This is a genomic window from Rhodanobacter sp. G2-10 (assembly GCF_055809185.1).
The window spans coordinates 715,677-737,350 of record NZ_CM147900.1 but is presented as its reverse complement, the minus strand read 5'-3'; the positions used below and the strand labels follow the sequence as shown (position 1 = coordinate 737,350).

Genomic DNA, 21,674 nt, shown 5'->3' with positions numbered 1-21,674 from the left:
GCCACGCCTCCGTTCAGGTCAGCGAGAGTCGGCAAGCGCTAAGGTGACGTGCTGAAACCTTGAGTCGCGCGGAGACAAGGCTGACGGTGGAACCGAAGATCCTCATTGTCGACGATACGCCCGCCAACCTGGTGGCGATGCGCCGTCTGCTTGCCCGCAGCGGCGCTCAACTGTTCGAGGCCAGTAGCGGCAACCGGGCGCTGGCGCTGTGCCTGGACCACGATTTCGCGCTAATCCTGCTCGACGTGCAGATGCCCGACATGGACGGATTCGAGGTGGCCAGTCTGCTCGGTGAAACGGAACACCTGCGCGACACACCCATCATCTTCGTCACCGCCGCCCACGCCGACGACATCAACCAGCTCAAGGGCTACCGCTCCGGTGCGGTGGATTACATCGCCAAGCCGATCAACGACGTGATCCTGCAGTCCAAGGTCAAGGTGTTTCTGGAGCTGTATGCGGCACGCGCCAAGCTGCAGCAGGCGCTGGCCGACCTGGCCGAGCGCAACCAGCAACTGACGCACGAAATCGACGAGCGCAAGCGGGTGGAGGCGCTGGTGCGCCATCAGGCCACCCACGACCCGCTGACCGGCCTGCCGAACCGCACGCTGTTTCACGACCGCCTGCGTGGCGCCATCCAGCGCGCAAGTCGGCACCAGAATCGCTTCGCGCTGGCCTATATCGACATCGATGGCTTCAAGGCCGTCAACGACCAGCACGGTCATGCCACCGGCGACGCGCTGCTGCAGGAAATCGCCAGGCGGTTGTCCTCGCACCTGCGCGCCAACGATACCGTCGCCCGCCTGGGTGGCGACGAGTTCGCGCTGGTGCTGGAGGAAATCGACAGCCCGCAGATGGCGCTGAAGTTGTGCGAGAAGCTGGGCGCCTCGCTCGGCGAACCTTATGTCCTTGTCGTCGACAACGAGCCCGTCGAGGTACGGGTCGGCGCCAGCACCGGCATCGCCCCGTTCGTGCCGAACAAGCATGCCGATGCCGCTGAAGGGCTCATGCATGCCGCCGATGACGCCATGTACAAGGCCAAGCGAACTGGCAAGAACCGCTGCGTGCTGGCGCCGGACTGAGTCGGCCGGCGCCGTCTGCGCGGATTACGACTCGGCGGAATTGGCCGGGCGCACCTTGAACGCACGCATCTCGTCGGTCTCGAAATCATCCACCGAGATGAACTCGAACACACCCTCGCGCACGCGCCTGAGCAGCGCGGCCTCACTGGCGTCGAGCACGCCGGCCTGCTCGGCCTCGGCCAGTTGGTCCATGTAGTCGTGCGACTTGAACTGGCCCGCCTTGAGCGCCTTGCCGAACTTGCGGTCGACCGGCTCGGCAGCGATCACCTCCGGCAGCAAGGCGTTCATGCGACCCACGGCGTTGTTCGGCGTGGGCGTGCGATACACCCATTCGACCAGCCTGTCGCGCGCTTCGTTCGGCGCGGTGAGCAAGGCGGCGACGCGGCGACCCAGGCGATCCGACGGCGGTACCTCGCGACGACCCAGCGGGAACACCAGTACGCGCAGCAACCACGCCACCGGGCGTACCGGGAAGTTGCGGATCGCGCCGTCCAGCGCGTTCTGGGTCAACCACATGCACTCGTGGAAACCCCAGGCCAGGAACGGACGATCCGCCTCGGGGCGGCCATTGTCCTCGTACTGCTTGAGCATGCTGCTGGCGATGTACAGATAGCTGAGCACGTCACCCAGCCGCGCGGACAGTTTCTCCTTGAACTTCAGCTTGCCGCCCAGCACGCCCATGAACACGTCGGCGCACAACGCCAGCGAGGCGGAATAGCGATCGAGTTTGCGGTAGTAGCGGCGGGTATAGGCGTCGCCGGCGCTCTCGCCGATGCCCGATCCGGTGAGGCTGATCGCGAAGCTGCGCACCGCGTTGGAGATGCCAAAGCCGATGTGGCTGAATAGCAGGCGGTCGAAGGTCTTCAGCTGTTCGCTGCGATCGGTGATCGCCAGCGTCTGCATTTCCTTCAGCACGTAGGGATGGCAGCGAATCGCGCCCTGGCCGAAGATCATCAGGCTGCGCGTCATGATGTTCGCGCCTTCCACCGTGATCGCGATCGGCACGCTGGACCAGCCACGCGCGGCGTAATTTTTCGGGCCCAGTTGCACCGCCTTGCCGCCGTGCACGTCCATCGTGTCGCTGGCCACTTGCCGCGCCCAGTTGGTGGCGTGGTATTTGGCGATCGCCGAGGTGACCGCCGGTTTCTCGCCGCGGTCGACCGCCGCCGCCGTGGCGCGCGACAGCGCGGTAGTGGCGTAGGCCAGGCCACCGATGCGCGCCAGCGCTTCCTCGACGCCTTCGAAACGGGCCACGGCCAGGCCGAACTGCTTGCGCATGCGCGCGTAAGTGCCGGTTGCCAGCGCCGAGGCGCGCATCGCGCCGGTGGCATTGGACGGCAGCGAGATCGCGCGGCCGACCGACAACACTTCCACCAGCATGCGCCAGCCGTGGCCGGCCATCTTCGGCCCGCCAATCAGCACCGACAGCGGCGCGAACACGTCCTTGCCATGCACCGGACCGTTCTGGAACGGGATGTTCAACGGGAAGTGGCGGCGACCGATTTCCATGCCGGGCGTCGAGCGCGGCAGCAGCGCCAGGGTGATGCCGAGATCCTCCACGTCGCCCAGCAGGTGCTCCGGGTCGTACATGCGGAAGGCCAGCCCGACCACCGTGGCGACCGGGGCCAGCGTGATGTAGCGCTTGTCGAAGGTGAGCTTGAGGCCCAGCGTCTCGACGCCGTCGACCATCTGCTTGCATACGATGCCGATGTCGGGAATCGAGGTGGCATCGGAGCCCGCGTAGGGCCCGGTCAGCGCAAAACAGGGAATCTCCTCGCCCACCGCCAGCTTGGGCAGGTAATAGTCCTTCTGCTCGTCGCTGCCGTAATGCAGCAGCAATTCGGCTGGCCCGAGCGAGTTCGGCACGGCCACGGTGGAGGAGACGGTAGCCGACATCGTGGACAGCTTCTGCAGCACCGCCGAATGCGCCAGCGCGGAGAATTGCAGGCCACCGTATTTTTTCGGAATGATCATGCCGAAGAACTTGTTCTTCTTGATGAACTCCCACACGTCCGGCGGCAGATCGGCCAGCTCATGGGTGATCTGCCAGTCGTCGATCATGGCGCAGAGTTCTTCGACCGGACCATCGAGGAAGGCCTGCTCTTCCACGCTCAGTTCCGGCTTCGGCTGCTTCAACAGCTCGTGCCAGTCCGGCTTGCCGGAAAACAGCTCGCCCTCGAAACCGACCGTGCCGGCCTCCAGCGCCGTCTGCTCGGTCTCGGAGAGTTTGGGCGTGACCTTGGCGAACAGCTTCAGCAGCGGCGCGCTGATCTGGTGCCGGCGGAAATCCACCAGCAGCAAAGGCACCGCGATCAGCAACTCGATGATCAGCAGGATCACCATGGTCACCGGCGCACCCGCCAGCAGACCGACCACCAGGGTAGTGGTGATGGTGACGATCGCCCAGGTTCGCAGGCTGCTGCGGTGGTAGGCACAGGCACCGGAGGCAATCAGCGCCGCCAGCAGGGTCAGGATCACGGACATCTGAAACACCTCGTCACGGTTGAACGACGCCGGCTTGTCGCGGCGTCGCGGGGAAATCAAGGCTTTGCACGTAGTGGATCACTTCGCGCGTAAATGCATCGTTGGCGTCGCCGGCCAGCATGTGCGTGGCCTGCGGCAATTCGACATGCCGTGCGTGCGGCACCAGGCGCAGGAACTCGTCGACGGTGGCGCGCGACACCACGTCGCTGCGGGCACCGGACAGCAGCAGCACCGGAATCTCGATGTTCGCGGCAGCGGCGAGCAGTCGCGGCTGATAGCGCTCGCTCTCGTCGACCATGCCGCCGGCCAGCAAGGCCGGATCCCAGTGCCAGCGCAAGCGGCCGTCGCTACCCTCGCGCAGCAACGGGCGCAGTTGCTGCTCGCTCTTGCGTTCGCGCCGCTGTGGCAGATAGGCGGCAATCTGGTCCGCTGCCTCCGCGTAATCGGCGAAACCGTCGGGATGCGCCTGCATGAAACCGAGAATGCGTTCGACCCCGGCGGTTTCCCAACGCGGCGTGATATCGACCAGCACCAGCGCGCGAAACGGTACCGGGCGAACTTCGCCGGCGATCACCATGCCGAGCAAGCCACCCATCGACGCACCCACCAGGATCGGCAACTGCGGTTGTACGGCAGCCAGTCGCAACATGTCGTCGGCGAACTGGTCCATGTGATAGTCGCCCTGTGCCACCCAATCGCTTTCGCCGTGGCCGCGCGCGTCGAAGCTCACGCAGCGGCAACCTGCTGACGCGAGCGACGACGCCGCGCCATTCCATGCACCACGCGTCTGCCCGAAGCCATGCGCGAACAACAGGCACGGGTTGCCGCCTGGATTGCGGGTTTGTATCGCCAGGTCCAGATCGGCGACGCGAAATCGCTCGCCGCTCACGTTGGGAGGGTTGCCGTTTACCATACGGATGAGTATGGATTGACGTGACGCTTGCCGTCAACCGTCGTGGCCAGCGCATTCCGCCATTGGATTCCGGGGACCCGGACCGGCCACATTACAAAATGCACGGCGTATCGCTACCATACGCACATGAATGTGAGCAGCAAGCCGGAACGTACCCGCCTGTCGGCGGAGGATTGGGAAGTTGCCGCCCTCGAACTGATTGCCGAACACGGCGTCGGTGCGCTGGCCGTCGAGGCCTTGGCGCGTCAGCTCGGCGTTACCAAGGGCAGCTTCTATTGGCATTTCCGCACCCGCGAAGCGCTTCTGAATGCCGCATTGGAGCGCTGGGAGCAATTCGGCGAGCGCGAGATCATCGGCCAGATCGAGCAGATGCCCGATCCGCGCCAGCGCCTGCCCGAGCTGTTCCGTCGCGTGGCGCACGAGCTGCAGGCTCATCGCGTGTACGCCGCCCTGCTGAAGGCCCTCGATCACCCCCAGGTCGTGCCGGTCATGGCGCGCGTCTCGCAGCGACGCATGGAGTTTCTCACTACCGTCTATCGTGAAGCGGGGCTGCCGCCGATGGAGGCGCTCAACCGCGCCAGGCTGACCTACGCCGCCTATGTCGGCTTCCTGCAACTCAACTTCACGCTGGGGCTGCCGCGGCTCAACCACGACGAGTTCGATGCCTACGTCGAGCACATGATCGCCACGCTCACGCCCGCCTGAGCCACCCCGGACATCAACGAACGGCGCCTGGTGGCGCCGTTTTTGTTGCGACGTGCCTTGCAATACCAGTGCACGCAAACTACCGTGCCGCTTCCTTTTTTCAATAAACCTTTCGAGGAACACGATGAGCAGCAAGCTGGAAGCGCTTACGCAGTGGGTCGATCAGGTGGCGGCATTGACCCGCCCGGCGAAGATTCACTGGTGCGATGGTACGGACGCCGAGTACCAGTCACTGGTACAGCAAATGCTGGCCGACGGCACCCTGATCGAGCTCAACCAGCAAACTCATCCGGGCTGCTACCTGCACCGCTCCGATCCGAAGGATGTGGCGCGGGTCGAGCAGCTCACCCTGGTCTGCCACCCGAAGCGCGAGGACGCCGGCCCCAACAACCACTGGATGGACCCGGCCGAGGCCCACGCCAAGATCGATGCGCTGTTCGACGGCTGCATGGAAGGGCGCACCCTGTACGTGATCCCGTACTGCATGGGCCCGATCGATTCGCCGCTGTCGCGCTGCGGCGTGGAGATCACCGACAGCCCGTACGTTGTCGCCAACATGAAGATCATGACGCGCATGGGCGCCGCAGCACTGGCGCGCATCGAGCGCGAGGGATTCTTCGTCAAAGGCCTGCATTCCAAGGGCGAGCTCGACCCCGAACGCCGCTGGATCATGCACTTCCCGGCCGAGCTGTCGATCAAGTCCTACGGCTCCGGCTACGGCGGCAACGCGCTGCTGGGCAAGAAATGCCACGCCTTGCGCATCGCCAGCAACCAGGCCCGCAACGAGGGCTGGCTGGCCGAGCACATGTTGATCGTGGGGATCGAGAATCCCCAGGGTGAAACGCATTACATCGCGGCCGCCTTCCCCTCCGCCTGCGGCAAGACCAACCTGGCCATGCTGATTCCGCCGGAAGGCTACCGCCAGGCCGGCTGGAAGGTCTGGACCGTCGGCGACGACATCTGCTGGATGCGTCCCGGTGAGGATGGACGCCTTTACGCGATCAACCCGGAGGCCGGTTTCTTCGGCGTGGCGCCGGGCACCAGCAACAGCACCAACCCGAATGCGCTGAAGAGCATTTCGCACGACACCATCTTCACCAACGTCGCCGTCACCGCCGACAACCAGCCCTGGTGGGAAGGCCTGCCCGGCACGCCGGTCACCGACTGGCAGGGACGTCCATACGACCCCGCCAACGGCCCGGCTGCGCACCCCAACTCGCGCTTCACGGTCAGCGCAAGGCAGTGCCCGACCTGGTCGGAAAAGGCGGAGGCCGCGCAGGGCGTGCCGATCAGCGCCATCGTGTTCGGCGGCCGCCGGCCGTCCCTGCTGCCGCTGGTGATGGAAGCACGCGACTGGAACCACGGCGTGCTGATGGGCGCGGCGATGGGCTCGGAAACCACCGCCGCCGCCACCGGTGCGGTCGGCGTGCTGCGCCGTGACTCGATGGCGATGAAACCGTTCTGCGGCTATCACTACGGCGACTACTTCGCGCACTGGCTGTCGTTCGACCAGCCCGGCGCGAAGCTGCCGAAGGTCTTCCACGTCAACTGGTTCCGCAAGGGCGCCGACGGCAAGTTCCTGTGGCCCGGCTTCGGCGAGAACCTGCGCGTGCTGGAGTGGATGATCGACCGAGCCGAAGGCCGCGTCAGCGGCGTGGAAACGCCCATCGGCATCCTGCCCGCTGCCAGCGAGCTGAAGCTGGACGGTCTCAAGCTTGATCGCGCCAGTCTCGACGAGCTGCTCGCCGTGGACTTTGCCGGCTGGCAGGCGGAACTCGATGCCATCGGCGAGTATCTGCAAAGCTTCGCCCCACGGCTGCCCGAACGCCTGCGCAAGGAACAGCAGCGCGTCGCCCGGGCGCTGCGCGATGACGCGATCCAGTCGCCGCCGCGTGCCGCCTCCGCGTTCTGAAACTCGCGGCATGGGCAGGTCAGGCTGACCTGCCCATGCCGCTGCGGGCCCGGTTTCAAACCCTTTCGGGCGATGCCGCATCCAAGCTGGCAAGATGACTGCCGCCTGCCCTGTCTCCGGAACCCCGATGCCGCCTGTCACGACAGCCGCGCATGACCACGACGACGTGCGCGCCGCGGCCGCCGGCGACCGGCACGCGTTCCAGCGACTGTACGTGTTGCACGCAGGCCGGGTGTACGGAGCGCTGCACCGGCTCGCCGGCTATGACCACGCCCGCGCCGAAGACCTGACCCAGGAGGCGTTCATCCGCGCCTGGCAGAAGTTGCCCGGGTTCCGCCACGAAAGCGCCTTCGGCACGTGGCTCTACCGGTTGGCGATCAATGTGGCCTTGATGGACATCCGTGCCCGTGGCGCCGATCCGGTGCGCATGATGGACGAGGAACACTTGCCCGATTTCGGTGAAACACCGTTCTGCGCCGCCGAACGCGAGGAACTCGAACAGGCGATCGGCCAACTGCCCCCGCGCGCCCGCGCCGTGCTGGTACTGCACGACATCGAAGGCTGGCGACATGAAGACATCGCCGACGAACTGGGCATGGCCACCGGCACGTCCAAGGCACAACTGCACCGTGCGCGCGGCCTGCTGCGCAAGACACTGGGAGAACGCTCATGAACGAATTCCAATGGCGTCGGCAACTGCGCGACCTGCGCCAGCCGCGGATGCCGGATCGCGACCTTTGGCCGGCGATCGAGGCTGCTCTGGACAGCACGGTAGCCGCGGACGAACCCGCCAGCCCGGTACGCGCGCCTGCTCGGCGGCGCTGGATGCTGGGTGCCGGACTCGCGGCCTCGCTGGTCCTGGCGTGCGGCGCAGGTTGGCACATGCTGCAGTCGCCGACCGCGCAGGCCGACCGGATGGCGAACTCGACCTGGAAGCCCGCCGATCCACGCTTGGCAGGCGCCGCCATCGAGCTGGATGCCGCACGCATGGAACTGGAGCTGGCGATCCAGCAAGCGCCCGACTCCGCCGCGCTGCAACGCCTGCTCCATCGTACTGAACGACAACAGACGCAACTGCGCCATCTGGCCGACCGGGCCAGCTGACAACCACGGGAATCACCATGAAAATCACCCGCTACCTTCCGCTGCTGCTTTGCCTGGGCATCGGCCATGCATTGGCCGGCACCCCGATCCAGCTGCAACACGCGGCCAGCGCCAACGCGAAGATCAGCATCAGCAACGTCGCCGGCTCAGTGAATGTCACCGCCTGGGACCGCAACGAGGTACAGGTCAGCGGCGAACTGGGCGAAGGCGCCAAACCGCTGGAGATCACCGGCGACAACGACCACCTGTCGATCGAGGTCGAGTCGCGTGGCAGTTCCGGCTGGTTCAATTTCGGCGGTAGCAGCAAGATGGCGCCGAGCACGCTGGAGCTGCACGTGCCGCGTGGCGCCTCGCTGGATGTGAACGTGATCAGCGCACCGCTGGTGATCGACGGCCTTGCCGGTGGCGCCGTGGAGATCAATACGATCAGCGGCAACGTTCGCATTCATGCGCGCACCCCGTCGCTGCAAGTGGACAGCGTGAGCGGCGCCATCGAGTTTTCCGGCCACGCCGAGCAGGCCTCGCTGCAAACCGTGAGCGGCGAGATCCTGGCGCCGGCCCTGGGCAGCAAGGTCAAGCTGCAGACCATTTCCGGCCGCATCCAGGCCGGCGGCGGCCCGTGGCAGAAATTCTCGTTGAGCACTGTGTCAGGCGACGTGCAACTGAGCGGTGGATTGACCAGCGGCGGCGACGCCGACATCGACAGCATGAGCGGCGATGTTCAATGGCGGTTGCCGGCAGCGACTTCCGCCGTGCTGCATGCCAGCAGCTTCAGTGGCGACCTGCACAGCGACTTTGGTTCGCCCACCCAGGCCAGGCGCGGCCCCGGCAGCTCGCTGGACGCGCGTCTGGGCGCAGGCGACGGCAAGATCCACATCGAGACCTTCAGCGGCGACCTGCGCCTGCGCAAGCAGGACTGAGCCCGGTCCGACGCCACGGGGCAACGACCCGGATAGCAAAACGCCATCGCGTTGGCGATGGCGTTGGCGTTGGCGTCGAGACTCGGGCAACCCCGGGCGTGACGGACCCGAGCTGGCGTCAGAGATCCTGGTGATACTGCACGTAGGGCGTGCGCGACTGGTCCGGTTCCGGGCCGACCGGTGTATTCGCCGGTGTCCCGGACGACCACAGGTTCTGTGCACCGACACTCAACGAACCGCGCCACGGCAGGCGCCAGGTCACGCCCAAGTCGATGCTGTTCCAGCGCCGGTCCGTGTACAGGCTGCCCGGAATGCCCGCCTCCGGCTGCATGGTCCGACCGGTCAACATGCCGCTCAATGGACCGTGATCGACACCAAAGCTCAATGCCTTCTGATCCATCACGCTGACACCGAGAAGGTTGCCCGGCAGCAGATAGACACGTCCGAAACTGGCGCCGAGATCGATACCGGTCTTGTTGCCAAGCGCCAACCGGCCTTTGGCGCTGAGCTGGTTGCTGCTGTCGAAACTGGACAGGCCATCCACCCCGGGCGCCACATTGGGCAGTACGCGCGGCAGCACCACGTTGTGATGAGGCGTCGTGGTCGAGCCGACGCTCACGCCGACGCTGTAATCACCAGCATCGTAGGTGGCACCCACTTCGCTGCCGTATACCTTCAAACCCTGGTTGAGCCACGAGCGCTGGCTGATTTCGGCATGCGCCTGCAGCGGTCCGATGCCATACTGCAAGCCGGTTGCCACGGTGCTGCCGACATGGCCGGGATGCACCAGCAACGGCGACTCCAGTGCCGACCCCTGATTGACCGCATGGCTGCGGCTGGTCTTGAGTATCAGCATGCGACCGCTGTCGTCGTGCCACAGCGGCGTGCTCGTCGCCGAGGCCGCGCCATTCGACTGCACTTGCGGCTGCGCCAGCAGATGCCTGGCCTGCGCTGCATCGCTGCCCACAGTCTGCCCGGCCGCAGCGAGCGGCAACAACAGAATCGACAACAGGGCAGGCAGGCGACGCATGAGCTTCTTCCGGTCACTCCATACAAGATGGGACGACTTCCCCCCGGGAAAGGCGTTCGGGGTGATTGTAGCGCGCTTTACGTTTTACTAACAGCTCAAAACCCGTACCAGCGCACAGTTGTTCGTGGGCATGTGTCAAGCTTTGACACATTCGGTCGGTCCAGGTTCCCGCTATGATCCGGCTGGCAAGATCGCCAATCGACCCTGTATAAATGCCTTTTGACGTTCATTCGTCAAATTGTCCCGGAATCCACCATCCTCAGCATGAGCGCCACACCGACGATCCGATCCTCCCAGCCGCCACACGTGGCAAAGGATCTCGCGACTGTGAACGGAGGCATCGAACGATTGTTCGAGGCCGCCGACGTGGCCAGTGTGGTGGAAATCTGCGAGTTCATGCTGCGTGAATTCGGTATCCACGGACGATTGCACTGGCGAAACCGGGACGATCCCGCCTCCGAGACGGCCGAAACCTGGCTGGATCTGGCCGAAGATCCCCAATCCGCGCGCGTGCTGTCGCTCGGGTCGACGGACAAGGTGCTGTCGGGCGCGGCGCGGGAGTCGCTGGCGCGACTCGGACGCCTGGTCGATATCCGCCTCGCGCAGCTGGCCGAGACCAGCCGCTTGTACGAGGCGATCTCGCGGCTGGCGCTGGCCGAGCGGTTGCAGCGCGCACTGTATGCCATTGCCGACCAGGCAAGCGCCGAGCACGACATGCCGCAGATGATGCGCTCGCTGCATTCCATCGTCAGCAGCCTGATGTACGCGGAGAATTTCTACATCGTCCTGTATGACGCCACCACCGAACATATCCGCTTTCCCTTCTATGTCGACATCGCCGATCCCGACACCCCCGCACTCAACCAGCCGATGCCTCTGCAGGACTGGCTGCACAGCCTGACCTGGAACCTGCTGCAGACCGGCCAGCCGCTGATCGGTTCGATCGACGAGCTGCGGCTGCAGCTGGGCGATCGTTTCAAGCTGTTCGGCCCCAGTTGCGAGCACTGGCTGGGGGTCCCCATGCTGCGCGAGGGGCATGTCGTGGGCGGGATCGTGGTGCAGAGCTACCGGCCTGACACGCATTACTCGCGCAACGACATGGAGCTGCTCAACTACGTGGCGCAGCATGTGCAAACCGCGCTGGAGCGGCGCGAGGCGCACCTGGAGCTGAGTCGCCGGGTCACCGACCGTACTGCCGCACTGCGCGAAGCCAATCGCGTGCTGCGGCAACAGGTGTTGCAACGCCAGCGGGGCGAACGCCTGCAGGCCGCATTGTTCCGCATTGCCGAACTGGCCAGCACTTCCGAAAGCCCGGACAAGTTCTACGCGGCCGTGCACCAGGTGATCAGCGGCTTGCTGTACGCGCGCAACTTCTACATCGCGCTGCAGGACGAGGACACCGACCAGCTGACCTTCCCTTATTCAGTGGACGAGGTCGACCGGGTACGCCCCGCGCGCGCGCATGGCCGCGGCGCCACCGAATACGTGTTGCGCCACGCCAAGCCGCTGCTGGCCACACCGGAGGCGATCGAGGACCTGCACGCGAAAGGCGAAATCACTCATTTCGGCACGCGCTCGGTGTGCTGGCTGGGTGTGCCCCTGATCTGGAATGGTCGGGCGATGGGCGTGCTTGCCGTGCAAAGCTACTCACCGGATCACACCTACAACGAGCGCGATCAGGAGCTGCTGACCTTCGTCAGCTACCACATCGCCAATGCGCTGCAGCGCAAGCAGACGGCCACCTCGCTGAAGCAGGCCAACGCAAGCCTGGAGCGCCGCGTGACCGAGCGCACGCGCGCGCTGGCGCTGGCCAATCGCGACCTGCGCGAACAGATCGCCGAACGCGAGCGCGTGGAGCGCCGGCTGAAATACGAAACCCTGCACGATTCGCTGACCGGCCTGCCCAACCGCACCCTGTTGCTGCAGCGGCTGGACCAGGCGATGCAGCGCTACGCCGGGAATCCCGAGCAGCAGTTCGCCGTGCTGTTCATCGACCTGGACCGGTTCAAGGTCATCAACGATTCGGTCGGCCACCTGGTCGGCGATGACTTGCTGTTCCAGGTCGGCGGACGCATCCGCGCGTGCCTGAAGACCCGCGACGTGGTCGCGCGCCTCGGCGGCGACGAATTCGCCGTGCTGCTGGAGGGCATCACCCATACCGGCAAGGCATCGCTGATTGCCGAGCGCATCATCAGCGAACTGCAGACGCCGTTCCGGCTGGGTACCAAGGAGATCTTCACCTCGGCGTCGATCGGCATCGCCTTGTCGGCACCGCATTACCGCCAGCCGGAAGAACTGCTGCGCGACGCCGATGCGGCGATGTACAACGCCAAGGACGGCGGTCGTCATCGCGCCGCGATGTTCGACGACCGCCTGCGCCGCGAAGCGCTGTCGTTGCTGGACATGGAGAGCGACCTGCGCCATGCGCTGAGTCGCAACGAGTTCGAACCGTACTACCAGCCGATCGTCGAGCTGGCTGACGGGCGCGTGGTCGGCTACGAGGCGCTGCTGCGCTGGCACCATCCCGAACGCGGCTTGCTGCCACCCCACGACTTCCTGCTGATCGCCGAGGAATGCGGCTGCGCCGAGGCCATCGACTGGCAGATCTTCGAACAGGTGTGCGTCCAGGCCGTGCGCCTGATCGGCACCGATGGCTTCATCAGCATCAATGTCTCCGGCCGGCATTTCCGTTCGATCGATCTGGACCAGCGTCTGCTTGCCCTGTTCGACCAGTATGCCGTGCCTACCCGGTGCATCCGCATCGAGGTTACCGAGCACGCCCTGCTGGAGAATCCGACCCAGGTGAAGCGGATGCTGAAGAACCTGCAAAGCCAGGGTGTCGGCATCGCGCTGGACGACTTCGGCACCGGCTACTCCTCGCTCAGCTACCTGCACCAATATCCGTTCGAAAGCCTGAAGATCGACCGTTCGTTCATCATCGAACTTCCTGCGGACGACAGCGACACCCAGGGCCTGGCCCTGGTGCGCGCGATCCAGGTACTGGCCGATTCACTGCACATGAAGGTGATCGCCGAGGGGATCGAGGAAGAATCCCAGCGCCAGGCCCTGCTTCGCGTGGGCTGCCGTTACGGCCAAGGCTTCCTGTTCGCCACGCCGCAACCGGCCAGCACCTGGCTCAATGCCGACAAGCCCTTGCTGCTGGCCTGAAGCCTCGGAAAATCACTGCGTGGTGTCCGGTGCACCAGGTGCCGCACCCTCACTGAGCAAGTGCTCGGCGTCGATGCGGTCAAACGTGTAGCGCTGCGCACAGAACTCGCAGACCACCTCGATCTCGTCATCACGGGCCGCCAGCGTCGCCTCCACCTCGTCGCGACCGAGCGAGCGCAGCATCGCCGCCACGCGTGCACGACTGCAGCTGCAGCCGAACGCCAGCGGACGCGTATCCAGCAAACGCACGGACTCCTCGTGGTAAAGCCGGTACAGCAACGACTCCGCCGGCGTGTCGAGCAGCTCCTGCGCGCCCAGCGTGGCAGTCAGGTGCACGACGCGATTCCAGGCATCCTCGTCCGCCGTGACGTCGTGGCCGCCCTCGTCGGGCATCTTCTGCAGCATCAGCCCCACGGCCTGCTGCGCATCCGCCGCCAGCAGGATTCGCGCCGGCAACTGCTCGGACTGGATGAAATAGCCCTCCAGCGACTCGGCCAGTCCGGCATGGCTCAATTGCACCAGGCCCTGGTAACGCTGTCCGCGATCGACATTGCCCAGCGTGATCGCCATCACCGCATCAGCCAGCTCGTCCAGCGCCAACGGCTCGGGTAGCGGCGCCTGCCAGCGGGCCAGTCCACGCAGGTGGCCCTGGTCGTTGCATTCGGCAAACAGCAGGCGCAGCGCCGAGGCGCTCTTCAGTTCGATCGACAGCGCGCCATCGAGCTTGATGTTGCCGGTCAACAACGCGCTGGCCGCCAGAGCTTCGCCCAGCGTCGCCCGCAGCGCCGCCGGATAGTCGGCGCGACCGGCCACTTCACGCCAGCACGCACCGAGTCGCACCAGGGTGCCGCGCACGCCGGCACCCGGCAGCAGGAATCGAAGCAGAACATCATCGTGGGAGGGGTTTTGCACAGCGGGGTCCCGTCAAAAGCCAATGTCACCAGATGGGGGCGCGGCGACAGGAGGACAACGCCTCTTATACTGAGCTTACCTTGATGTCTGGCTCCTCCATGTCTTCAGTACTCCGCCCACGCCGCTGGCGCAAACTGCTGCGCTGGATCGGCATCCTGGCGCTGGCGTGGCTGGCCGTGACCTGGCTGGCCGTGCTGGTGTTGCGCTTCGTGCCACCGTGGACCTCGGCGGTGATGATGGAACGCCAGGTCGGCGCGTGGATGCACGGCGAAAAGCATTTCCAGCTGCGCCAGCACTGGGTGCCATGGGACAAGGTGTCCCCCTGGGTGCCGCTGGCGATGGTCGCCGGCGAGGACCAGAAATTTCCCTACCATCATGGATTCGATTTCGAATCCATCAACAAGGCGATCGATGCCGCCGATGACGGCAAGCGCCTGCGCGGAGCCAGCACGATCAGCCAGCAGACGGCCAAGAATCTGTTCCTGTGGAACGGACGCAGCTTCGTGCGCAAGGGTCTGGAAGCCTATTTCACGGTACTGATCGAGTTGACCTGGCCGAAGCAGCGCATTCTCGAGGTTTACATGAACATCGCCGAGCTGGGCAACGGGATCTACGGCGTCGGCGCCGCCAGCGAGGCCTATTTCCACACCACGCCCGCACAGCTCAGCCCGGCCCAGGCCGCGCGGCTGGCCGCCGTGCTGCCCAGCCCGCGCCGGCTGCACGTGGATCGGCCCAGCGCCTACGTGATGCGCCGCGCCAACTGGATCCGGCAACAGATGGAGCAGCTGGGCGGGCCGGGTTACATCCAGGGGCGTGCGCCGCCGGAGGCGCCCGAGTAAGCAAATCCTCGCCGGGTCGCCCGTGGTTGGTTAGCATGCAACTGGCTTTCACTGGCGTCCCTCATGCCGCAACTGACCATCGTCGTCCCCGCCTACAATGAATCGGCCGTGCTGCGCGCCTTCCATCGGCGCCTGGTCGAGGTCATCGAAGAGCTGCCGCTGGAATGCCGGGTGCTGTATGTCGACGATGGCAGCGGTGACGAGACCTGGTCGATCATCACCGCCCTGCTGGATGACGATGCGCGGGTCGGCGCGCTCAAGCTCTCGCGCAATTTCGGCAAGGAGGCTGCGCTGACCGCCGGGCTCGATGCCACCGAAAGTGACGCGGTGGTGGTGATCGACGCCGACCTGCAGGATCCACCCGAACTGATTCCTGCGCTGGTCGAGCAGTGGCGAGCAGGCTACGACGTGGTCTACGCCACGCGCACCCGGCGAGACGGCGAAAGCCATTTCAAGCGATTCACGGCGGCGGTGTTCTACCGCAGCATGGAACGCTTGTCCGACACCGCCATCCCCCGTGACACCGGCGACTTCCGCCTGCTCTCCCGACGGGCACTGGATGCGCTCGGCCAACTGCGCGAACGGCAACGTTTCATGAAAGGGTTGTTCAGCTGGATCGGATTCCGGCAGACCGCCGTGCACTACCTGCGCGAACCACGCCACGGCGGAACCACCAAGTGGAATTACTGGCGGCTGGCCCAGCTGGCGATCGAGGGCATCACCTCGTTCTCGACCGCGCCGTTGCGCCTGGCGACCTGGATCGGACTGGCTTCGGCCAGTCTGTCCTTCGTCTACGGCCTGTATGTGCTGACCCGCACCCTGCTCTACGGCGACGCGGTGCGCGGCTACCCGACCCTGATCCTGGTGATCCTGTTCCTGGGCGGCGTGCAGTTGCTGGCACTGGGCGTGATCGGCGAGTACCTGGGCCGAAATTATGCGGAAAGCAAGCAGCGGCCGTTGTATTTCGTCGAGGAACAGCGCCTGCCCCGCACGCCGCCTCCCTGAGCGGCTGGCCACTTCACTACACGACAACCCGAGGGCGCGCTAGACTCGGCTTCGAAGGGCCCCGCCCGGGCCTGTGGGAGACCCAAGCATGAGCCAGGTCAGACATCTGCTGCAAAGCAAGGGCAGCACGATTTTCAGCATCACGCCGGACGCCCCCGTACTCGAGGCGATCAAGCAGATGGCCGAATGCCGTGTCGGCGCATTGCTGGTGATGCGCGACGCCCGGTTGGTCGGCGTGGTCTCCGAACGCGACTACGCGCGCAAGGTCATCCTGCAGGGCAAATCCTCCTCGCAGACGGCCGTATCCGACATCATGACCAGCAGCCCGCTCACCGTCGGTCCGGACACCGACGTGTTCGACTGCATGCGCCTGTGTACCGACAGCCGTATCCGCCACTTGCCGGTGGTCGACAACGAGGCCGTCGTCGGCGTCATCTCGATCGGCGACCTGGTCAAGGCCGTGATCGACGCCCAGGCCGAGCAGATCGAGCATCTGGAGCGTTACATCACCGGTTGAGTGCGGGGATCGAATCGGCAGGGCCGCGCGGCGACTCACGCCCCGGCCTTGTCGACCGCGCCGTCGTGCACGCGCTCGTCCGGCGCCAGATCGGGCGACCAACCAGCGCGCCGCGCCACCACGGCCGCCAGGGTGGCGACCCCCGCGCCTGCCAGCGCGACGCCGCCGACGCCCCAGCCCAGCACGCGCAGTCCGCTTACCGCACTGGTCACCACCAGATCGCCGAAGCGCCAGACCGCGGTCTCGACGAAATTCTTGCCCTTGTAGCGGGTCTCGCGCGGCACGCGCGTGTACAGCGCATCCACCGCCGGCTTGGTCATGCCGTAGGCAAAGCCGCGCGTGATCACCAGCATCACGGCGAGCAGGGGCACCCCATAGCCCAACCACGGCAGGCTGCCGCCGCCGAGCAGCGCCACGCCGCCGAGCAGCGCCACGTTGACCAAGGCGGGCAACAACAAACCCCAGCCGGCGCCGTGGCGAACCAGCAACCAGCGCGTCAGGCTCAACTGCAGCAGCGCGCCGAGCGCGTTGGTTGCCAGGTCGAGGTTGTTGTAGAACGCGGTGCGTGCCACCGCATCGGCGAAGTGCGCCTTGGCGTAATCCGCCACCAACGCGTAAGCCAGCGTGCCGATGCCATCGCCGAACAGCATCAACAGCGCCATGTAGCGCAGGAAGGGACGTGACCAGAGTTCCTTCACGCCCGCCCACAATGAACCCCCAATCGCCTCTTCTCCCTGCCCGCCAGCCTGCGCGCCGTGACTGGCCGACAAGCGCAGCAACAGCATCAGCGACATCGACAACGCCACTGCCGAGACCACCAGCAGCGGCGCCACGCCGATCACCTGCACCAGCAACTTGGTCACCAGCGGGCCGAACACGGCTCCGCCCATCCCGCCCAGCGCGATCAGCGAGAACACCCGCCGCGCCTGGCCACTGCTGAAGATGTCCGCCATCACACTCCAGAACAGCGACACCACGAACAGGTTGAACACGCTGACCCAGACAAAGAACACCACGCCCAGTTCACGCGCGCCGATGCGCTCCTGTGCCATGAACGCGGGCACGAAGGCGAGCAGGCAGACGATGAAGAAACTGTAGCTCCACGCCAGCAACGGACGGCGACGGAATCGCGCGACCAGCATGCCGAATACCGGCGTGATCAGGAGCATCACCGCAAACACCGCGCCGTAGAACAGCGGCAGCGACGTCGAGCCGACAGCACCACTGAGCTGGTCGCGAACCGGCCGGATGATGTAGTACGAGGTCATCACGAAGAAGAAAGCCAGGGCGGACAACATCGGCGCGGCGGCTTGTTCCTCGGCGACGGGACGGGGCAGACTCAAGGGCGCATCCAGTGGAAAGCGCGAAAAGACTACCATGCCGACATCGGTCGCCAGCCAGACCAGGGGATCCCGCTTGAAGAATTACGACTACGTGATCGTCGGCGCCGGCTCGGCGGGTTGCGTGCTGGCCAATCGGCTCAGTGCGAACCCCGCCACCCGCGTGCTGCTGCTGGAAGCGGGTCCGCGCGACTGGAACCCTTTCATCCACATGCCGGCAGGTCTGGCGCAACTGGCAAAACGCGGCTTGGTCAACTGGGGCTACGAGACCGAACCGGAGCCCCAGCTCAACGGGCGCCGCCTGTGGTGGCCGCGCGGCAGGACACTGGGTGGCTCCAGCTCGATCAATGCAATGTGCTACGTACGCGGCGTACCTGCCGACTACGACCGTTGGGCCGACGCCAGCGGCGACCCGCGCTGGTCGTGGCAGCAGGCGTTGCCATGGTTCCTGCGCAGCGAAGACAACAGCCGCGGCGCCAGCGACCTGCATGGCACGGATGGCCCGCTCGGCGTGTCCGACCTGCGTTACCGAAATGCCCTCTCGGATGCCTTCATCGAGGCCGCCGTCAGCGCCGGTCATGCACGAAACGACGACTTCAACGGCATGCAACAGACGGGCTTTGGCCTGTATCAGGTCACCCAGCGCGACGGGGCGCGCTGTTCGACGGCAAGCGGCTTCCTGAAACCCGTGCAAGAGCGCGGCAACCTCACCGTGCGCACCGGCGTGCTGGTGGAGCGGGTACTGCTGGAACAGGGACGCGCGGTCGGTGTGCAGTTGCGGCAAGGCCGGCATGGCACCGAGCGGATCGAGGCGGGCGAAGTGCTGCTTTGCGGCGGCGCCCTCAACTCGCCGCAGTTGCTGATGCTGTCGGGGCTGGGCCCGGCGGACCACCTGCGCCATCACGGCATTGCCGTGATGGCAGACCTGCCCGACGTGGGTGGCCAGTTGCAGGATCATCTCGACATCTGCACCGTGGTCGGCAGTCGCCGCAAACATCTCACCTACGATCGCATCAACCAGCTCGGCACGGCCCTGCGCTGGTGGCGTCATCGCGATGGCCCGGGCAGCTCGAACATCGCCGAAGCCGGCGGTTTCGTGCGCAGCCGGCTGGCCGACGACGAACGCTGCGACATCCAGTTCCATTTCGTGCCGGCACAACTGGACAACCATGGGCGCCACCGCCTGCCCGGCGACGGCTACACCGTGCATGCCTGCTACCTGCACCCGCGCAGCCGCGGACGCCTGCGCCTGCGCTCGGCCGATCCGGCTCAGCGCGTGGCGATCCACGCCAACTATCTCGGCGACGCCGAAGGCCATGACCTGACGCGGATGATCGAGGCAGCGCGGCTGTCACGTGAAATCCTGGCCCAGCCCGCGTTCGATCACTGTCGCGGCGAGCCGGTATTCCCCGAGCGTGAACTGGACAGCGACGCCGACTACATCGACTTCATCCGGCGCAAGGCGGAAACCATCTACCACCCGGTCGGGACCTGTCGCATGGGCAAGGACGACCGCGCCGTGGTCGACAGCGAACTGCGCGTGCAGGGCGTCGAGGGATTGCGCGTGGTCGATGCCTCGATCATGCCCAGCCTGCCTACCGGCAACACCAACGCCCCGACGATCATGATCGCCGAGCGCGCCAGCGCCCTGATTGCCGGAAATCCGTAGCAGCGCACCCTGCGCGATGCCATCCCGATATCCGATCCACGTAGGGCGGGCTCCGCCCGCCATCCCGCCAACGCAAACGAACAACCAGAGCGGCGGGCAGAGCCCACCCCACGTCACGCCGAGATGGGCGGCACCGGGCAATGCAGGCTGGCGCAGATCACTCGCAGCAGCTCGGCTTCTTCCACGCTCACCTGACCGTCAGCCTCGACTGCGCGCAACAGGCTCTGGATCACCAGCTCCTTCGCTATCGGGCTCAATCCGTCCAGGTCATCCAGCGCCCGCTCAAACGGCGCCTGCCACGCGGCGGGCGGCGGCGACCACTCGATGGTCTCGCCGGGGAAAGCCTGTTGCATGGCCAGCAACCAGGCGCGACGCGCACTGGCTTCATCGGAACAACCCGCTGACGCAACGATGGTGCACACCAGAATCAGGCTGTCGCGGCATGCGGGAAGCTTCTTCCGGCCATCGACCGGGGTGCGGCGAGGCTGACGCGCCTCCTGCAGCTGGATTCGCAACAATCTGACCAGGCAATATTCGTTGAGGTCGACCCGGCCATCCACTTTGACCAGGTCGTCGAGCGTGCGCAGCAAGGTCCTCTGCCTTCCGTCCGGCAACTGCTTCAGCGCCGGGAACGCCAGCGACACCAGCGGCAGTCGCGCAATCGGCGACAGTGTCGCCAGTTCGGCCGCCATGGTCTGCACCGCCCGTTGCACGTCGTCGCCAAAGGCATCGGCAACCAGACGCCGCTGCGCAGGCTGCAGGTCGGGCTCCATGGACAGGGCCAAAGCCAGCATCACGGAAAGCGCCGGCTCGGGTTGCTGCACGGCCGTGGTCAGCGTGGCAGGGATGGCCTGGGCCGGGGCAGCGGGTTCGGAACCGGGACCCGCTTCCTCGGTTGGCGCACTCGCGCTTGCCCCCATGCTTCCTGCGCCGGCCAGCACGGCGGGCAGGATTGGCGGCAGGTTCATGCCAGGCACGCCCAATGGACTGCGTGGCTTCGCGGCGGGCGGCACGGCGGGTGGAGTCTGTGCCGCGCGCTGCATCGAGGCGGCGAGCTGTGCCAGTTCTTCCTCGCGGAAGCCCGGCTCCAGCGCACGGATGCGTTCCAGCAAGGGCGGATGGGTGGCAAACAGCGCGTTGAAACTGCCGGCCTCGCCGAACAGCATGTGCGCCACTTCCTGCTTGTTGGCGGCCTGAAGTTGCGATCCCTCGCTGAGGATGGCGATCTTTTTCAACGCACCGGCAATGCCGTCGGTCTGCCGGGTGAACTGCACCGCCGAAGCATCGGCCAGCGATTCGCGCGAGCGCGCCACCGCCGCCTGGATCAGGCGCGCGAAAAAGTAGCCGATGTAGCCCACCGCGATCAGCGCCAGCCCGATCATCCAGACCTGACCCCCGCCACCATCGCGCCGGCTGCTGCGGCCGCCGCCGAACCAGATGATCCGGCGCCCGACGATCGCCAGCACCAGGATGCCGAACAGCAGGCCCATCAGGCGGATATTGAGTCGCATGTCGCCATTGAGCACATGGCTGAATTCGTGCGCGATCACGCCCTGCAGCTCGTCGCGACTGAGGTTGTCCAGGCAGCCCTGGGTGACGCACACGGCGGCGTCGGAAGGCGAGTAGCCGGCAGCGAAGGCATTGATGCCCGCCTCGTCCGCCATCAGGTAGATGTCCGGCACCGGCACGCCGGCCGCGATCGCGACCTCCTCGATCACATTGCGCAAACGACGCAGCGCCGGATCGGTGGTGTCCGGTGGCACCGGCACGGCGCCCACGCTCTCGGCCACGGTCTTGCCGCCGCCGGACAGGCTCATGATGCGGAACAGCGAGCTCAGGCCGATCCCGGCCAGCACGATCAGGCTGGTGGACAGCAGCAGCGGCAGGTTCGAGGCCGCTGGTTCACCGTCCACCGAACGGTGGCCCATCGCCAGCAACACCACGACATCGATGGCCACGACGATGGCGACCACGGCCAACACGAACAAGGCAACCAGCCGCCGACTGCTGCCGCGTACGCGCGCCTGTTGGGCAAAGAAATCCATGGAGGCTCCGGTGAGCGATCATCGGCACC

The 21,674-nt window shown here is 65.9% G+C and carries 17 protein-coding genes; 11 read left to right on the top strand and 6 right to left on the bottom strand.

Annotated elements, in window-relative coordinates:
* Nucleotides 1-86 precede the first annotated feature (86 nt).
* Entirely contained in the window at nt 87-1,082 is a 996-nt protein-coding gene (locus AC0L58_RS03255) for a diguanylate cyclase domain-containing protein (RefSeq protein WP_473686640.1), read from the top strand.
* Nucleotides 1,083-1,106: 24 nt separating this feature from the next.
* Here the strand turns inward: AC0L58_RS03255 and AC0L58_RS03250 are convergent, their stop codons facing one another.
* Entirely contained in the window at nt 1,107-3,566 is a 2,460-nt protein-coding gene (locus AC0L58_RS03250) for an acyl-CoA dehydrogenase (protein ID WP_473686638.1), read from the bottom strand.
* A gap of 13 nt (nt 3,567-3,579) precedes the next feature.
* A complete protein-coding gene (locus tag AC0L58_RS03245; RefSeq protein WP_473686636.1) occupies nt 3,580-4,479 on the bottom strand; it encodes an alpha/beta fold hydrolase in 900 nt (299 codons plus the stop codon).
* A 126-nt stretch (nt 4,480-4,605) separates the two neighbouring features.
* Here AC0L58_RS03245 and AC0L58_RS03240 point away from each other — a divergent pair, with 126 nt between their 5' ends.
* The 5 genes from AC0L58_RS03240 to AC0L58_RS03220 all read left to right on the top strand — a co-directional run bounded on the left by AC0L58_RS03240 (nt 4,606) and on the right by AC0L58_RS03220 (nt 9,120).
* Nucleotides 4,606-5,184: a TetR/AcrR family transcriptional regulator gene (locus AC0L58_RS03240; RefSeq protein WP_473686634.1), complete on the top strand. Its 579-nt coding sequence runs from the start codon at nt 4,606-4,608 to the stop codon at nt 5,182-5,184.
* Between the two features lie 124 nt (nt 5,185-5,308).
* Nucleotides 5,309-7,096 carry a phosphoenolpyruvate carboxykinase (GTP) gene (locus AC0L58_RS03235; protein WP_473686633.1) on the top strand — a complete coding sequence of 596 codons (1,788 nt, stop codon included), beginning with the start codon at nt 5,309-5,311 and terminating at the stop codon, nt 7,094-7,096.
* A 127-nt stretch (nt 7,097-7,223) separates the two neighbouring features.
* Nucleotides 7,224-7,769, top strand: a complete 546-nt coding sequence (locus AC0L58_RS03230; RefSeq protein WP_473686631.1) for an RNA polymerase sigma factor — start codon at nt 7,224-7,226, stop codon at nt 7,767-7,769.
* Nucleotides 7,766-8,200: a hypothetical protein gene (locus AC0L58_RS03225; protein ID WP_473686629.1), complete on the top strand. Its 435-nt coding sequence runs from the start codon at nt 7,766-7,768 to the stop codon at nt 8,198-8,200. The genes AC0L58_RS03230 and AC0L58_RS03225 overlap by 4 nt, the downstream gene beginning before the upstream one ends.
* A 17-nt stretch (nt 8,201-8,217) precedes the next feature.
* A complete protein-coding gene (locus AC0L58_RS03220; RefSeq protein ID WP_473686627.1) occupies nt 8,218-9,120 on the top strand; it encodes a DUF4097 family beta strand repeat-containing protein in 903 nt (300 codons plus the stop codon).
* 118 nt (nt 9,121-9,238) lie between these two features.
* On the opposite strand, the gene AC0L58_RS03215 is transcribed toward AC0L58_RS03220, so the two are convergent.
* Nucleotides 9,239-10,150, bottom strand: a complete 912-nt coding sequence (locus tag AC0L58_RS03215; RefSeq protein WP_473686625.1) for a hypothetical protein — start codon at nt 10,148-10,150, stop codon at nt 9,239-9,241.
* A gap of 264 nt (nt 10,151-10,414) precedes the next feature.
* On the opposite strand from AC0L58_RS03215, the gene AC0L58_RS03210 reads away from it, so the two are divergent.
* A complete protein-coding gene (locus tag AC0L58_RS03210) occupies nt 10,415-13,318 on the top strand; it encodes a bifunctional diguanylate cyclase/phosphodiesterase (RefSeq protein WP_473686623.1) in 2,904 nt (967 codons plus the stop codon).
* A gap of 12 nt (nt 13,319-13,330) precedes the next feature.
* Here AC0L58_RS03210 and hslO read toward each other — a convergent pair whose 3' ends face one another.
* Entirely contained in the window at nt 13,331-14,230 is a 900-nt protein-coding gene (hslO, locus tag AC0L58_RS03205) for an Hsp33 family molecular chaperone HslO (RefSeq protein ID WP_473686621.1), read from the bottom strand.
* 98 nt (nt 14,231-14,328) lie between these two features.
* Here hslO and mtgA point away from each other — a divergent pair, with 98 nt between their 5' ends.
* From mtgA to AC0L58_RS03190, 3 genes are all read left to right on the top strand, one after another.
* The gene (gene mtgA / locus AC0L58_RS03200) at nt 14,329-15,069 is read left to right on the top strand and encodes a monofunctional biosynthetic peptidoglycan transglycosylase (RefSeq protein ID WP_473686619.1); all 741 of its coding nucleotides are present in this window, start codon (nt 14,329-14,331) and stop codon (nt 15,067-15,069) included.
* Between the two features lie 63 nt (nt 15,070-15,132).
* Entirely contained in the window at nt 15,133-16,074 is a 942-nt protein-coding gene (locus AC0L58_RS03195) for a glycosyltransferase family 2 protein (RefSeq protein ID WP_473686617.1), read from the top strand.
* 88 nt (nt 16,075-16,162) lie between these two features.
* Nucleotides 16,163-16,591: a CBS domain-containing protein gene (locus tag AC0L58_RS03190; protein WP_473686615.1), complete on the top strand. Its 429-nt coding sequence runs from the start codon at nt 16,163-16,165 to the stop codon at nt 16,589-16,591.
* Between the two features lie 35 nt (nt 16,592-16,626).
* On the opposite strand, the gene AC0L58_RS03185 is transcribed toward AC0L58_RS03190, so the two are convergent.
* Nucleotides 16,627-17,889, bottom strand: a complete 1,263-nt coding sequence (locus AC0L58_RS03185) for an NTP/NDP exchange transporter (RefSeq protein ID WP_473688543.1) — start codon at nt 17,887-17,889, stop codon at nt 16,627-16,629.
* 79 nt (nt 17,890-17,968) lie between these two features.
* Between AC0L58_RS03185 and AC0L58_RS03180 the strand changes: the two genes are divergently transcribed.
* Nucleotides 17,969-19,600, top strand: coding sequence for a GMC family oxidoreductase (locus AC0L58_RS03180; RefSeq protein WP_473686613.1), 1,632 nt, complete (start codon nt 17,969-17,971; stop codon nt 19,598-19,600).
* Between the two features lie 113 nt (nt 19,601-19,713).
* Here the strand turns inward: AC0L58_RS03180 and AC0L58_RS03175 are convergent, their stop codons facing one another.
* Nucleotides 19,714-21,645, bottom strand: coding sequence for a M48 family metallopeptidase (locus AC0L58_RS03175; protein ID WP_473686611.1), 1,932 nt, complete (start codon nt 21,643-21,645; stop codon nt 19,714-19,716).
* Nucleotides 21,646-21,674: the final 29 nt, after the last annotated feature.